The sequence below is a fragment of the Halalkalicoccus subterraneus genome (assembly GCF_003697815.1).
Lineage (GTDB): Archaea > Halobacteriota > Halobacteria > Halobacteriales > Halalkalicoccaceae > Halalkalicoccus > Halalkalicoccus subterraneus.
This window is the reverse complement of sequence record NZ_RDQG01000018.1, coordinates 21841-35972: the sequence shown is the minus strand read 5'-3', so window position 1 is coordinate 35972 and position 14132 is coordinate 21841. Positions and strand designations below refer to the sequence as shown.

The following is a 14132-nucleotide window of genomic DNA, read 5'->3' as shown; positions in this document are numbered from 1 at the left end:
TCCATCCCGGCGAGGGTTCCATATTTATACGGCCGAAGCCGAAACGCAGGGTATGGACGTTTCGGAAACCGATCTCCCGGGGGTGGGAAAGCGCTTCGAGGTCGCCCTCGAGGAAGGGGGCGTGGCGGTCGTCGTCATCCACAACAGCGGGCGGCGTGAACTGTTCTACCGGGAGACCCCGGACGCCGACAGCGAGGAACTGCTTGACCTGACCGACGAGGAGTCGCGGGTCGTCGGGTCGATCCTCGAGGGGGCGTACTTCCAGCCCGTCAGAACGAAATCGCCCGAGACGACGCTCGGCGAGGGCGTTATCCTCGAATGGTACACCCTCGATTCCGACGACCCCATCGTCGGCAAGACCCTCGCGGAGACGGACATCCGCGAGCGCACCGGTACGACGATCGTCGCCATCGAGCGCGGCGAGGAGTGCATCGCGAGCCCCGAGGCCGACTTCCGGCTCGAAGCGGGCGACGTGGCCGTCGCGGTCGGTAGCCGCGAGAACCAAACCGAATTCGAGGCGCTCTTGGAGTAGCCGGCAGGCCTAGGTCGCTCGCCGGAAGCGACCTCCGATACCCGATTCGATCCTCGCCCAACCCCTCGTGGGGCCGAGGCACTACTAATCTGGATCGGACTCGAAAAAGACGAGGTCGTCTACGCGCTCGATCAGGCCGCGACGGTGTAGCGCTCGCCCTCGCGGTCGACGAGACCCTCGCCCGAGAGGGTATCGAGGACCGGGAACAGCGCGAGCTGCTTCATGCCCAGCGAGGACTGGAGCTCCTCGACGGTCGCTTCGCCGGCGGTGTGCAGGTAGAGGTAGACGAGCTTCGAACTGGCCGAATCGATCTCGGCCGGGATCTCGGTTCTGTCGTGGGTCAGTGCTGTGGTGCTCATACTCGAGTGATCTCCGTCATTCGGTATAAAACTAATCCATATATGAGTTAATCCGTAAGTGTGTTATATAATCGCATAATGAGTCGTGGTGGCGTGTGACGAGGCCGCGAGCGGAACGCTCATTCGGACGCAGTCGCGAGAGAGGACATGGAGTGGAAACTCTTCGCCGATCTCGCGGAGGTGGCGGGCGGGAAACGGATCGCGGTCGACGCCGGCCCCGGGGACACGGTCGGCGAGGCACTCGAGGCGCTATTGGCCTCCCGTCCGGCGCTCGAAGACCGCCTCCTCGACGAGAGCGGCGGGCTCGAGGACCACATCAACCTGCTTCGCAACGGCTCGAACGTCTTCACCCAGGAGGAGGGACTGGACACCGAACTCGGCGACGGCGACGAGCTCGCGCTCTTTCCTCCAGTTAGCGGTGGGTCCGGTCGGCGGTGAGGTCGGCCGCGAACACGAGGTCGGGCTCCTCGGAGGCCCCGGCCCGGAGGTACGCCGCGTCCGAGACGTAACCCGTCGTCTCGGGGATCCACACCCGCGTGCGGTCGGCACCGACCTCGGCGGCGTCGCGGGCGATGGCGTCGAACAACGCCCGCCCCGCTTCGAGGTCGTTCCAGGCGCCGATCCCGTACTCCGCCCAGTGCTCGACTCCGTCCTCGCCCTCGCGCCCGTAGTCGCGCACCCGATAGCTCATTCCGCGGAGCCCGTCGTCGCGTACCGCGAAGACCGCGGTTTCGTCGGCCGCCCGGCGGAGGTCCTCGCGGGAGAGCTCCGAGACCGCCCACGTCTCCTCGGGGTCGAGCGCGAGCCCCTCCACCTCGTTACGGGCGTCGCTGTCGGTCCAGGCGTGCCACGCCGCGTCGGGCTCGGCCGTGACCGCCAGGCCGGGCTCGGCGTTGGGGTCCGGTTCGGGAATGGCCCAGCGGTACTCCGCTGCGGGGTCGAATCCGATCCGCCGCGAGAGGCCCATGCTCGGGACGTTCCACGAGAACACCATGCTACGGGCGACGAGCGCTCCCTGATCACGCGCCCAATCGAACAGCGCGTGGGTGAGCCGGCGGGCGACCCCCTCGCCGCGGTACTCGGGGTTGACGCGCATCCCCTGACACCACGCCTCGGTCTCCGAGAGCATCGTACACTGGGCGACCCCGGCGACGTCCTCGCCCGCCTCGGCCACGAGAGTGTGGTTTTCGCCCTCGATCCACTCGGGGTAGATGTCGGGCAGGTAGTCGCCGACCTCCCGGTCGGGCCACGTGTTCCGGGTGAAGGCGGCGACCGCCTCGTGGTCCTCCAGTCGAGCGTCCCTCAGCTCCATGGGACGGATCGTTCGGTGAGTTCGCCCGCCAGATCAGTCCGCATGGTTTCGGCGGGCGAATCGGCGTTCGCGAGCGCCCACATGAGCTTGACCTTCGCAGTACCGGGCAGGGTGTCGCCGGCCTCGACCACGCCCGCATCCAACAGATCCCGGCCGGTATCGTAGACCCGATCGCAGACCCGCCCTTCGAGACACTGGCTGGTTATCACGACGGGAATCCCCGACTCGACCAACTCCTCGATCCGGGGGATCCAGTCGGTATGGACGTGTCCTAATCCAGTTCCCTCGATCACGAGGCCCACCACGTCCTCATAGGGTTCGAGCGCCTCGGGCCCCATCCCGGGCGTGTATTTCAGCAGTTCGACGTCGGCTTCGAGGTCGGGTGAGAGCGCCAGTTCGCGCTCCCCTCGCGTCGCGTGCTCGCGGCGGGTCACGATCTCGCGGCTCCCGTAGTCGACCTCCGCGAGCGGTTTTCGTCCGACCGTCTCGAAGGCGTCCCGCCGGGAGGTGTGGTTCTTCCGGACCCGCGTCCCGCGGTGGAGCGCACAGCGGTCGTCGGACTCGCTTGCGTGCATGCAGACGAGCACCTCCGCGAGGTCGCTTTTCGCGGCCTCGACCGCACAGACCGCGTTCATGACGTTATCGGAGGAGGGTCGGTCCGCAGAGCGCTGGCTGCCGGTGAAGACGACGGGAACCGGAGTGTCGAGCATGAAGGAGAGCGCCGACGCGGAGAACTGCATCGTGTCGGTGCCGTGCATGACGACGACGCCGTCGGCACCGTTTTCGATCTCCTCGTGGACCGCCTCGGCCAGTTCGCGCCACACTGCGGGCGTCATGTTCTCCGAGAGGATGTTCGTCACCACGCGTCCCCGGTAGTTCGCGAGCCCCGCGAGGTCCGGCACCGCGCGGAGCACGTCCTCGGCGTCGAACTGTGCGGTCACCGCGCCGGTGCGGTAATCGACCGTCGAGGCGATCGTTCCCCCCGTCGAGATCAGCGAGACGGTCGGAAGGTCGTCGTCGAACTCGACGGCCGACTCCTCGCCGTTGCCCTCGCCACCGATCTCGTAGACGTCTGTTTCGAGGAGCTCGACCTCGGCGTCCTCGCGATCGACGCCGACGTTGTACCCCCCATCGAGCTTGAGCACGAGATGGTCGGGCGTCGAGGAGGGCAGGAGGACGCCCTCATAGGTCGTGTCGGCCCGCCTCGCGCGGACGCGGTCGCCTGCGTTCATACCATTGGATTCCGGCGGCTGGACTTCAATCCATCCGTTCGGTCGGTGCGGTCGAAAGGTCCATTGTCGTACAGGAACGACGGGTGGTATGGCGAAACGAACCGACCAGCTAACCGAAACCCGAAGCGCGGACCACGAGGTCGCCCTCGGCGAGTCGGAGGCGGCGACGGCGGGCGCTCGCCGACGGGTTCGAGAGCGGGCCGAGACGCTGTTCTCGCCGAAACGGTTCGGCCTCGCGCTCGCGCTCGTCCTCGCGGGCACACTGGTCGGCGGCGCAACGGTCCCGATCGCGGGCGGCGTCGTCGGTGCCTTTCTGGGAGCCTTTCTCCTCGGGGTCGCGAGCGAGACACGCCCGGTAGCGGAGGCCGGCGTCGCGGGCGGAGCGGTGGTTGGTCTCTCGACGGCGTCCGATTATCTGGTGTGGATCATCGCCGGCAGCGGGCTGACGGTTGCGGCGCTGGGCGCGGTCGTCGGGCTCGTCGTCTGTGGGCTCGGGGCGTACTTCGGGTCGGATCTGCGCGATGGGCTCACCCGCGAGATCTGATCAGTCGAGCGCCCAGCCGGTGTCGTTCCGTTGTACGATCCCGTGGTCCGCGAGCACCGAGAGGGCGTCCTCGGCGATCGGTTCGGGGAGGTCGGTCTGTTTTGCGATCGTCTCCGTGTCGGTCGCCCCGCCGTCGAGCGCCGAGAGCACCGCCGCGTACAGGCGGCTGTTCTCCGCGTCGCCGATCGTCTCGCTGATGCGCTCGTGGGCCTTCGCGATCCGACCCTGCACCCAGCGCTGGGCCAGGGAGAGCTCGTCTTCGAGCTCCTCCAGTGTTCTGAGCTCGCTCGCCAGATCGCAGACGTCCCCGCCGTCGGTGGCGGTGACGTTGATCGAGAGGTGGGTACAGGAGCTCGTCATGTCGAGGCTCGAACTCGCGGGGTAGGCGCTCTTCGAGGCGAAGCCGTACGGCGAAACGCTCACCTCCAGCCGGAGGTTGCGCGCGATGTGGAAGTACTTGCGGCGTTTATCGTCGGTGCGGCTCTCGACCAGCCCCGCCTCCTCGAGTTTGCGGAGGTGGTCGATCACTGCCTTCGGGCTCACCTCGAGGTATTCCGAGATCTCCGTGACGTAGCAGGGCTTGTGTGAGAGAAGACGCAGGATCCGCCGTCGGTTTTCGTTTCCGAGGAGATCCAGCAACGCCGCGGAGTCCATCTATCCCGAGGTAAGCGATGAGGACTGAAAAGCGTGTCTCCGTTCCCGCATCATCAGCTTGCAGTAGCAGGCTCGAGTCGATCGAACGCACGAAACGCCAGCCAGACCGAGAGAACCGACAGCCCGACAGTCGCAAGCGGGAGTGCAATCCCGGGGTCGTAGCGGAGCGGCGGATGGAAGCCCATTCCGTAATCGAAGAGATCGTTCGCCAGAAGCACCACGAGCGACAGGCCAAGCGCACCCCGCGTCGTCGTCCCGTAGTGTGGTATCAGGTAGGCTTCGAGGACGAACGCCAGATGCGTGATGACGATGAACCAGTAGTCGTACAGATCGGGAAAGTAGTTCGAGAATCCGAGGTTGAGTGCGAGGAACGTCCACAGGCCGTACTTCACGAGCCAGACGAACGCGAGCGTATGGAGATACGCGAGCGCGCGGTTGTGCGGGACGTCGTCCAACGGACGGCCGAGGTTCACGAGCAGCGTCACGAACGAGGCGGTCGCGAGAAACAACGCGGCCGGTGAGTCGAGGTAGAACGGCCACAGGAAGGTCGGGACTGCCGGCATCGTCTCGACGTAAAAACGCATCCCGACGAGCATCGCGAGGACGTTCACGCCGACGAGCCAGACCAAACTGGGGGCGTTCTCGAGGTAGTAGTGGGCGTACCTGCGAGGAATCATCGTCTGGTGAGGCGAGCGCCACTGACAAAGCCGTACCGCTGTCCTCGTCCCGCGGTTCGATATAAACATGTCCCACAACCGTTATATCCGTCCCCACCAAACATGGTACTGTATAGCATGTTTGAGACATTCTCCCGAAGCTACTACGTCGGACGACTGTTCGTCGAACCCTACGAGGGGGAGCAGGCGGTGTTGCGGCGTGATCACCACGAGTTAGTCAACGAGCAGCTCTATGCCACCGGGGACGGCGTAGAGCGCCTCGACCTCCCGCTCGTGATGAAGCTCTCCCAGCAGCACTTCGCCGTTCACGGCGACGACGGCGTCCCCGAACACACGCTGATGATCCCCGAAGAACGGCTCGACCCGGGCTACGTCGATACGCTTCCGGCCCCCCGTGAGGTCCTGCTGGCGAAGGCAGATCGCGCCTCCCAACTGCTCGATATCGTTTCCGGTGGACGGGCCGGAAGATAAAAGCCGCCGGCTTGCCCTTCTCCGGCATGCTCGACGAGCTGCTCGGCCGATCCGAACTCAAGGGGCGTATCGCGGCGCTCGAGGACGAGCGCCGTCGCCTCGAGGAGCGCTTCGAGGCCGAGCGCGAGCGCCGTCGCGAGGCCGTCCGCGACAGACAGGCGGTAGACGAGCGTGAGAACCGCCTCGAAGACAGGATCAGCGATCTGGAGGGGCGGCTCGAACGGACGGACGAAGAGGCCGAACTGGAGTTCCGTGGCGTCGAGACGCTGCGCGGCGATCGACTCCGTGAGGTGTTGAATCGGCTGGACAGCTTTCGAACCGACGAGGAGGGCGTTCTGACGGCGATGATCGGCGGCAAGACCCCCGAGGCGGTCGCGACGGCGTTCGGCGAGCGGACTCCGCTTCTCTCGCGGGCCAGTCCGTGTCTCGCGGTCACCGACGACGCCGGTCTCGTGAGTGTCGCCCTGCGACCGCCGCTCGCCCCCGCCCCTTTTCGAACGTGGAGCGACGCGGTCGAGATCGAGCCCGGCTGGTTCCTCCCGGAGGGCGAGTTCGCCTTCGTGCTCGTGCGCTCGGACCTGTTCGCGATGGGCGAGTATCGCGGGCGCGAGTGCCGATCGTTTCGCGGCTTCGAGAGCGACGTGAAGGGCGATCACTCGAAGGGAGGGTTCTCACAGGGGCGCTTCGAGCGCCGGCGCGACGGGCAGATCCGCGAGCACCTCTCAAAATGCCGCAAGGCGCTTGCCGGGCGCGAATCGGAGCGACTGATCGTCGTCGGCCAGCGAACCCTCCTGAAGGAGTTCGACGCCGACGCGACGCGGGCGGTCGACGCGACCGGCGATCCCCGCGAGGCCCTCGAACAGGCGTTTCACGAGTTCTTCACCGCACGGCTGTACCGTCTATAGTCGCCCCGGATGAGGGAGGTCCCTCGAATGACGACCGGGAGGACGAAGGGAACCGTCCCGAAGAGGAGGACAGTATCGGGGACACTCCTCATACGATCGGGGTTCGATGGGGCGGCGACCGGCGTGGCGGTACACACCGCGACGGGAGGCTCCGTCCGATCGGCATCTAAAGGGTTAACACCCCGTTGTGCATCCCTCCGGTATGCAAGTCGCAGTTCTCGCACACGAGAAGTTCCCCGAGCGAGCGAAAACCGCCGTCGGCGTCATCCGCTACGGCGATTACGACGTCACCGCGGTGCTGGACCGCGACCACGCCGGCGGACAGGTCGCGGACTACGTTCCCGGCGTTCCGGACGCCCCCATCGTCGAGGGGATGGAAGACGTCGCGGAGGCAGACGCGCTGTTGATCGGGATCGCGCCCATCGGCGGCGGGTTCGACGAGAGTTGGCGCGCGGACGTCGTCAACGCCCTGAACCGGGGCTGTGACGTCATCTCGGGTCTCCACTACTTCCTCTCGGAGGACAAGGAGTTCGTCGCGCTCGCGGCGGAGAACGACTGCGAACTGTGGGACGTCCGCAAACCCGACGAGGACCTCACAGTGAGTCGGGGAGTCGCGAAGGACGTCGACGCCGAAGTGATCCTCACCGTGGGCACGGACTGCTCGGTCGGCAAGATGACCGTCTCGCTCGAACTCGCGCGCGCCGCCCAGGAGCGCGGGATCGACGCCGCGTTCATCCCGACGGGTCAGACCGGGATCATGATCGACGGGTGGGGCAACCCGATCGACCGCGTCGTCTCGGATTTCACCGCGGGCGCCGTCGAGGAGATGATCGTCGAGAAGGGCGACGAGCACGACTACCTGTTCGTCGAGGGCCAGGGGACCATCATCCATCCCGCCTACTCGGCGGTCACCTGCGGGATCCTCCACGGGTCGATGCCCGATTCGTTGGTACTTTGTCACGCCGCCGGGCGCGAGTCGATCCACGGCTACGAGGACGTCTCGATCCCGCCGATGGACGAGTACATCGACCTCTATGAGGACTTGGCCGCGCCGGTGCACGAGACGGAGGTGGCCGCGGGTGCGCTGAACACGATGGACATCGTCGACGAGGGGCCCGCCCGCGATGCCGTCTCCCAGTACGGCTCGGATCTCGGTGTGCCCGCGACCGACCCCGTCCGGTTCGAGAAGGACGACGTACTGGAGGCGCTGTTGTGAGCCTCGAAACGGGGTTCGAGCGGGTCATCCTCCCACTCGAGTTTCCCTTCACCATCTCGCGGGGGACGACCGAGGAGACCGAGAACGTGATCGTCCGGGTGAGCGACGGCAGGGACGAGGGGATCGGTGGGGCCGCACCCTCGGCCCACTACGGCGAGACGGTCGACACCGTCGAGGCCGTCTTACCGACCCTTCTCGAAACCGTCGAGGGCGTAGGCGACCCTCACCAGCTAGAACGGATCGAGCGCCGGATGCGCGAGCGAGTCAATCTGAACCCCGCGGCGCGGTGTGCGGTGTCGATCGCGCTGCACGACCTGGTCGCGAAACGGCTCGGCCTTCCGCTCTACCGATGCTGGGGTCTCGATCCCGAGGACCTCCCCGAGACCTCCTACACCATCGGGATCGACGACGTCGAGTCGATGCGTGGCAAGACCGCGACCGCGTGCGAGCGCGGTTACTCGACGCTGAAGGTCAAACTCGGGACGGAACGGGACGAGGAGATCATCGAGACCGTGAGGGACGAAGCGCCCGAGGCGACGATCAGGGTCGACGCCAACGAGGCGTGGTCGCCCCGCGAAGCGGTACGGAAGATCGAGGCGCTCGCCGAGTTCGGCGTCGAGTTCGTCGAACAGCCGGTTCCCGCCGAGAACCCCGAGGGAATGGCCTTCGTTCGCGAGCGATCGGCGCTCCCGATCGCCGCCGACGAGTCCTGTGTGACGCTTTCGGATATCCCGCAGGTTGCGGAGATCGCGGACATCGCGAACGTGAAGCTGATGAAATGCGGGAGCCTGCGCGAGGCGCGCGCGATGTTCGCGGCGGCACGCGCACATGGCTTGGAGACGATGCTCGGCTGTATGACCGAGTCGAACGCCTCGATCGCGGCGGCGTGTCATCTCGCCCCGCTGCTCGATTACGCCGATCTGGACGGGTCGCTGTTGCTCGCCGACGATCCGTACGAGGGTGTTTCGCTTCCCGAAGGAGGGATCGACCTCGCAAGCGTCGAGCGCGGAACGGGAGCGTCAGTCCGGTAGGCCGACGACCGCGATGTCGTAGTCGGCGATGTCGGCGGGTGAATCCAGGACGATCACCTGAAAGGACCAGGTCGATCCGCCGTCGAGGTCGGTGGTCGAAGCGATGTACATCCCGAGTTGCTGGCCGTCGCCGTTGTACACCCGCACCCGGACCTCCGCCGTGTCGATTCGGTCGTCGCTGGCGTTCTCGACGGTTCCCTGGACCGTCGATCCAGTGTAGCCGCCCTCGAACGAGAACTCGTGATCGGTGATCGAGAGGTTCGATAGGGGGGCCAGATCGGTTCGCGGACTCGTGCTGCCGGCGCTGTAGGCGGCCGACGCCTCGCTCGTATTGCGCGCGCTGCCGTTGATCTCGTCGGGGACCTCGCCGTCCTCGTAGGACGGCTTGGAGGACGATCCCGACCCCGACCCCAGACAGCCGGCCAGCCCCGCCAGCGAGCCCGCTCCGAGAGCCGAGAGGACCGCTCGGCGGTCGACATCGTCGTGGCGCTCCATGCTACCGACCCCCTCCACGTTCGGCTCGCTCGCTCCGTGTCATATGTCCATTCTCGAATCGACCGGGCATGAATCTGGCCCTTGATACCCACCCCGGTGGAGCGTTCGCGACTCGAAAGGAAGGGTATAGCACGCTCGAATCGAAAACCGAACCGTGAACGACTCTGACGGGCACCTTTCGCCGCCGCCGGATACGATGCGCGAACGGGTCGGCGATAGCCGCCCCAAGACCTGGTTCCTGATCGACGGAAACCGGTGGTTCGTCGCGGGACTCCTCCTCGTCGTCGCGTTCGCCATCATCCTGCTCGCGGGGGCGCTCTTCCCGCAGCCGTTCGAGACCGTCCGTTCGACCGACCAGATCCGCTCGCTGTTCCAGTCGATCTTCCTCGCAACGGTCACGAGCATCGCGCTGACGCTGACGATCGGCCAGCTCATCCTCTCGGAGGAGATGGGCGATCTGGGCGAGCAGCGAAGCCGGATGCAGGACGAGATCCAGTTCCGCAAGGACGTCCAGACCTCGATGGACGTCGGCGTCCCGCCCGCGACGCCGACGGGCTTCCTTCGCACCCTGCTTTTGGGCGCCAGACAGGACGCGACGGCGCTGTCCGAGCAGGTCACAGAGGAGCCCGACTCGAAGGCCACGGCGGAGGTCGCCGAATTCGCCGGCCTCGTCGCGGATCACAGCGATCGCATCATGGACGACCTCGACGACGCGGAGTTCGGCACCTTCGAGACGCTATCGGCGGTGCTCGACTTCAACTACTCCTGGAAGACCCGCACCGCCCGTCGGCTCCGGGGACGTCACGAGGGCGGACTCTCCGCGGAGACGGACCATCTGCTCGACGAGTTGGTCCAGAACCTCAGCCTCTTCGGCCCCGCCCGCCAGTACTTCAAGCTGCTGTACTACCAACACGAACTGATCGACGTCTCGCGGGTGTTGCTCTACACGGCGATGCCCGCACTGGGGCTGACGACGTTCATGGGCTTCGCCTTCGACATCGAGCCCTTTTCCGGTACGATCGTCGGTCTGAACAGCGCGTTCGTGCTCGTCTCGTTCGTGATCGTCCTCTCGCTGTTCCCGTTCGCGCTGTTGTTGTCGTTCGTGTTGCGGATGGTGACGGTCTCCCAACGGACCCTCACTATCGGCCCGTTCATCCTTCGCGAGGAGGAGGACGCCGAAGACATCGGCGCGATCGACAACTGATCAGTCGCCGTCCTCGCCGGCTGAGCGCGGTCGTTTGAACAGCAGGAACTTCGTGCCGCCGCCGGTGTAGTCGATCGTTCCGGCGAACGCCCAGCCCTCCGCACCGAGTTCGTTCATCTCCGCCTCGGGGTCGTCCGCCTCCTTCTGGGTCGCCTCCCGCGGTGGGACGAGCGTTCGAAACTCCCACGTGGTGCTGTCATCGGTCATCCGTGTTCGAATCGAAGCCGGCGGGGGTAACTCCTGGGGTTTCAGACGTCGCTTTCGGCGTCCCGGCTCGACTCGCGGAGGATGAACGGACCCATCGCCAGCGTCCGCTGGGCGACGGTCGCGATCCGGAGGATGTAGCTGATCAGCAGGACGAACGGCGTGAGCGTGAGGACGAACGCCCCGCCTACCAACAGTGTGAGGGTATCGATCCCGAGGACGGTCCCCGAGACGGAACTCGGGTCGACGTACATGATCATCGCGGCGACGACGACCAGTGCCGGCGGTCCGGCGTACAACAGTGACCGCGAGAGGGCGATCAACTCGTGTTGGAAGTACAGCGTCTTGAAGTGCTCGCGGGCGGGCCCGAAGAACTGCAGGGAGACGATCAGGTCGTCGAGGGCCTCGTCGGCCTCCTCGGAGAGCGAGTCGCTGTGGTCGGTGCGGATCTGGCGTGCCTGGAAGATCTTCCAGGAGTAGTTGAAATCGAGCGCGGCCCAGAGCACGTCGAACGTCCCGAACTGGGTGTCCTCGATCTCCTCGCGGACTGTTTCTGCGTGTTCGTCGAGGGCGTCGACGTAGTCGGTGACTCGCTCTTTGAGCTCCTCGTCGCGTTCGTCGGCCATCTCCTCGCGGAGCCGTTCGGCGTGGTCCTCGACCCCTGCAACGAGTTCGCGCAGGAACGCCGACGGTTCGGGCGGGCTGACACCTTGGTCAGTTTTGGACTCGATGTCGCGGCGGAACTCCATGGCCTCCTGCATGCGCTCGCGCTGGTCGCCGACCGCGCCGAGCTCCTGTGAGAGCACGAGTTGCCCGATCGTCGCCACCAGCGTCACGCCCGTGATGATCGGCCCGATCATCGAGCTGAACAGCGTCTGGATCGCGTCGGGGTCCTGTACTGAGAGTATCCGCAGCGGGTTCAGACCGACGAATCCCAGCGAGACGATCGCGACGAACACGCCGAGCAGGATCGCCCCCGCAAGCGCGTACCGGTTCATCCGCATCAACACCCACAGCCGGAGGCCGCTGCCCTCGGCGCGCTCGCGCATCGTATCGCTCGGCTCGTCGCTCATGACGATGTGGTAGGAGAGTGCTTACAAAAGGGTGGGGTATCCGCTTCAGCGTCCCGATCCGGGGACCCGGGTGTATTCCCACCCGCAGGCCATGGAACCGCTGGCCCGCGACCGGCGACGTTCGCCACTGCCGGGAGGCGTTTTTTACCCCGGACGTGAGTAGGCCCGAGCGATGGATGAGGACCGAACGGGACCGGCGACCGGCTCGGAGAGCGGACTGCTGCGGTGGGTCCTCCTCGATGCGAACCGGTTTCTCATCGCGGCAGGGATCCTCGCCGTCAGCGGCATCGTCCTCGCGGTACTGACCGCGACCGACGTGATCGCCTTCACGAACGAGAACTCGATCAATCGCCTCGCGAACGGCATGGTCGCGGGCACCTTCAGCGTCGTCACGATCGTCATCACGATCAACCAGCTGATCCTCTCGCGGCAGTTCGCCGCCGCCAGCCAACTGCGCGAGCGTCTCGACGGCGTGATGGAACTGCGCGAGGACATCGCACGGAAAGCGGACGTTCACGCCAGTCCCGCCGAACCGACCGCGCTGCTCGAAGTGGTGATGAGTGCAGTCGAAGACCGGGCGATCCGCCTCGGGGAGACGGTCGCAGAGGACAACGAACGCGAGCGGGAGATCTCCGAGTACGCACGGACCGTCGCCGAGACCGCCGGCGAAGCCCGCGACCGTCTCGACGACGCCGATTTCGGGACCTTTCGAGCCGTTTCGCTCACGATCGACTACGACGACTCCCAGCAGATCTACGCCGGACGCTACCTCCAGAACGAACACGCGGAGGGGATCGACGAGGAAAGCGACGAGGCCCTGACCGATCTGATCGAGACCCTCCAGCTGTTCAACGTCGCGCGCTCGCACTTCAAGACGACGTACATGGAGCGGGAGCTCTCGCGGCTCTCACGGCTGATCACCTACCTCGGAATCCCGGCGGTCCTCGCGGCGTTGAGCACCGGCTTGCTGTACGGTGAATCAGGCGGGCTGACCATCTCGCCGGAGATCGCCCCACAGGTGATCATCCCGCTGATCCTCGTGGTGCTCTCGCCGCTGGCGCTGCTTTCGGCGTTCGTGCTTCGCTCGGCGACGGTCACCCGACGGACGGCCTCGATCGGACCGATGGTCCCGAACAAGGAAGTCGAGGAGGGGACGGCGGCCGTGACGGACGTGACCGAGCACTGACGATCCGGTTCAGTCGACCTCGCCCGTCTGTTTGGTCTCCCGGAGGATGAAGGGCCCGAGCGCCAGGGTCCGTTTCGTGACGGTGACGATCCGCAGGATGTAGGCGAGCACCACCGTAAACGGCAACAGCGCGAGGGAGTACATGACGCCGACGGCGAGATAGCGATAGGGGAGCCCGAGCACCGATCCCGTAATGAGGGTCGCGTCGAACGCGAGGATCATGTAGGCCGCAAGCGCGAGCGACGGAACCGAGGCGTACAGCACGCCCCGCGCGATGTTGTTTATCTCCCACTGGAAGTACAGCATTTTGAAGTACTCGCGGGCGGGCGCGAAAAACCGCAGCGCCTCGACCACCGCGTCGAGGTGCTCGGCGGTCTCGTCCGTGATCGAGTCGGCGTGTTTGGCCGAGAGCTTCCGGCCGGCGACGATCTTCCATGAGTAGTTGTAGTTCAACACCGGCAGGATCACCTCGAAGGAGCCGAACTCGGTGCTCTCGAGTTGGTCGCTGACCCGCTTGCCGTGGTCGATGAGCGAGTCGGCGTACGCGTGCAGTTCCTCGACATCGTCGTCCGCGAGCGACTCGTCGAGCGCTCGTGCCTGCCGGTCGACCGCCTCGATGAGCGCCGAGAGGAACGCCGAGGGGGTCGCGGGGCCGACGGCGGCGTCGATCCGGTCCTCAACATCGCTACGAAAGTCAATCTGGTCGCGCATCTCGGCCTGTTTCTCGCCGAGCGGCCCCATCTGCTCGGACAACACGAGCTGGGCGATGGCCAGGATGAGCGAGACGCCGGTGGTGACGGCGATGATCACCGAGCCGAAGACGTTGCCGACCGACGACGCACTCAGAACGCCCCGCAGGTTGGTCGGCCCGAGGAAGTAGAGCCCGACGAAGATGGCGACCATCACGGCCGAGAGGACGGCGGTGACGAGCCATCGATTGGCCGTGATGAGAAACCAGATCTTCACCGTGCTCTCGTCGGTTCGCTCGCGCATCGTGTTCGCTGGCGGCACGAGGTCATCCGAGTCACTCACAGTGG

At 65.9% G+C, this 14132-nt stretch carries 18 protein-coding genes; 9 read left to right on the top strand and 9 right to left on the bottom strand.

The genetic code is table 11. The features are described 5' to 3' along the window. Positions 1-52: 52 nt before the first annotated feature. Positions 53-532 carry a cation:proton antiporter regulatory subunit gene (locus tag EAO80_RS05065; protein WP_122088852.1) on the top strand — a complete coding sequence of 160 codons (480 nt, stop codon included), beginning with the start codon at positions 53-55 and terminating at the stop codon, positions 530-532. 131 nt (positions 533-663) lie between these two features. On the opposite strand, the gene EAO80_RS05060 is transcribed toward EAO80_RS05065, so the two are convergent. Next, the gene (locus EAO80_RS05060) at positions 664-891 is read right to left on the bottom strand and encodes a helix-turn-helix domain-containing protein (protein ID WP_122088851.1); all 228 of its coding nucleotides are present in this window, start codon (positions 889-891) and stop codon (positions 664-666) included. A 147-nt stretch (positions 892-1038) separates the two neighbouring features. Here EAO80_RS05060 and EAO80_RS05055 point away from each other — a divergent pair, with 147 nt between their 5' ends. Beyond that, positions 1039-1329, top strand: coding sequence for a ubiquitin-like small modifier protein 1 (locus tag EAO80_RS05055; protein ID WP_122088850.1), 291 nt, complete (start codon positions 1039-1041; stop codon positions 1327-1329). Here the strand turns inward: EAO80_RS05055 and EAO80_RS05050 are convergent. Continuing rightward, entirely contained in the window at positions 1304-2203 is a 900-nt protein-coding gene (locus tag EAO80_RS05050; protein WP_122088849.1) for a GNAT family N-acetyltransferase, read from the bottom strand. The genes EAO80_RS05055 and EAO80_RS05050 overlap by 26 nt on opposite strands. After that, positions 2194-3435: a Glu-tRNA(Gln) amidotransferase subunit GatD gene (gatD, locus tag EAO80_RS05045; protein WP_122088848.1), complete on the bottom strand. Its 1242-nt coding sequence runs from the start codon at positions 3433-3435 to the stop codon at positions 2194-2196. The genes EAO80_RS05050 and gatD overlap by 10 nt, the downstream gene beginning before the upstream one ends. 88 nt (positions 3436-3523) lie before the next feature. On the opposite strand from gatD, the gene EAO80_RS05040 reads away from it, so the two are divergent. Then, the gene (locus tag EAO80_RS05040) at positions 3524-3979 is read left to right on the top strand and encodes a hypothetical protein (RefSeq protein ID WP_122088847.1); all 456 of its coding nucleotides are present in this window, start codon (positions 3524-3526) and stop codon (positions 3977-3979) included. Here the strand turns inward: EAO80_RS05040 and EAO80_RS05035 are convergent, their stop codons facing one another. Then, the gene (locus EAO80_RS05035) at positions 3980-4633 is read right to left on the bottom strand and encodes an ArsR/SmtB family transcription factor (protein WP_122088846.1); all 654 of its coding nucleotides are present in this window, start codon (positions 4631-4633) and stop codon (positions 3980-3982) included. It abuts the gene before it with no gap. A gap of 53 nt (positions 4634-4686) precedes the next feature. Beyond that, entirely contained in the window at positions 4687-5310 is a 624-nt protein-coding gene (locus tag EAO80_RS05030) for a DUF1405 domain-containing protein (protein ID WP_122088845.1), read from the bottom strand. A 117-nt stretch (positions 5311-5427) separates the two neighbouring features. Here EAO80_RS05030 and EAO80_RS05025 point away from each other — a divergent pair, with 117 nt between their 5' ends. The 4 genes from EAO80_RS05025 (at position 5428) to EAO80_RS05010 (ending at position 8933) form a co-directional block, all read left to right on the top strand. After that, positions 5428-5781 (top strand): DUF5802 family protein, encoded by a 354-nt coding sequence (locus EAO80_RS05025; protein ID WP_122088844.1) that lies wholly within the window; start codon positions 5428-5430, stop codon positions 5779-5781. A 26-nt stretch (positions 5782-5807) separates the two neighbouring features. After that, positions 5808-6686 (top strand): Vms1/Ankzf1 family peptidyl-tRNA hydrolase, encoded by an 879-nt coding sequence (locus EAO80_RS05020; protein WP_122088843.1) that lies wholly within the window; start codon positions 5808-5810, stop codon positions 6684-6686. Between the two features lie 202 nt (positions 6687-6888). After that, entirely contained in the window at positions 6889-7902 is a 1014-nt protein-coding gene (locus EAO80_RS05015) for a DUF1611 domain-containing protein (protein WP_122088842.1), read from the top strand. Further along, positions 7899-8933 carry a dipeptide epimerase gene (locus EAO80_RS05010; protein WP_122088841.1) on the top strand — a complete coding sequence of 345 codons (1035 nt, stop codon included), beginning with the start codon at positions 7899-7901 and terminating at the stop codon, positions 8931-8933. The genes EAO80_RS05015 and EAO80_RS05010 overlap by 4 nt, the downstream gene beginning before the upstream one ends. Here the strand turns inward: EAO80_RS05010 and EAO80_RS05005 are convergent. Then, a complete protein-coding gene (locus tag EAO80_RS05005) occupies positions 8922-9446 on the bottom strand; it encodes an FxLYD domain-containing protein (protein ID WP_245998459.1) in 525 nt (174 codons plus the stop codon). The two genes, EAO80_RS05010 and EAO80_RS05005, sit on opposite strands and share 12 nt — an antisense overlap. Before the next feature lie 136 nt (positions 9447-9582). On the opposite strand from EAO80_RS05005, the gene EAO80_RS05000 reads away from it, so the two are divergent. Further along, positions 9583-10632, top strand: coding sequence for a hypothetical protein (locus tag EAO80_RS05000; protein ID WP_122088839.1), 1050 nt, complete (start codon positions 9583-9585; stop codon positions 10630-10632). On the opposite strand, the gene EAO80_RS04995 is transcribed toward EAO80_RS05000, so the two are convergent. Then, on the bottom strand, positions 10633-10839 hold the full coding sequence (locus tag EAO80_RS04995) for a hypothetical protein (RefSeq protein WP_122088838.1): 207 nt from the start codon (positions 10837-10839) through the stop codon (positions 10633-10635). Between the two features lie 41 nt (positions 10840-10880). Continuing rightward, on the bottom strand, positions 10881-11909 hold the full coding sequence (locus EAO80_RS04990) for a hypothetical protein (RefSeq protein ID WP_122088837.1): 1029 nt from the start codon (positions 11907-11909) through the stop codon (positions 10881-10883). A gap of 172 nt (positions 11910-12081) precedes the next feature. Here EAO80_RS04990 and EAO80_RS04985 point away from each other — a divergent pair, with 172 nt between their 5' ends. Then, positions 12082-13095: a hypothetical protein gene (locus tag EAO80_RS04985; protein WP_122088836.1), complete on the top strand. Its 1014-nt coding sequence runs from the start codon at positions 12082-12084 to the stop codon at positions 13093-13095. A 9-nt stretch (positions 13096-13104) separates the two neighbouring features. Here EAO80_RS04985 and EAO80_RS04980 read toward each other — a convergent pair whose 3' ends face one another. Continuing rightward, positions 13105-14127 (bottom strand): hypothetical protein, encoded by a 1023-nt coding sequence (locus EAO80_RS04980; protein ID WP_122088835.1) that lies wholly within the window; start codon positions 14125-14127, stop codon positions 13105-13107. Positions 14128-14132 lie beyond the last annotated feature (5 nt).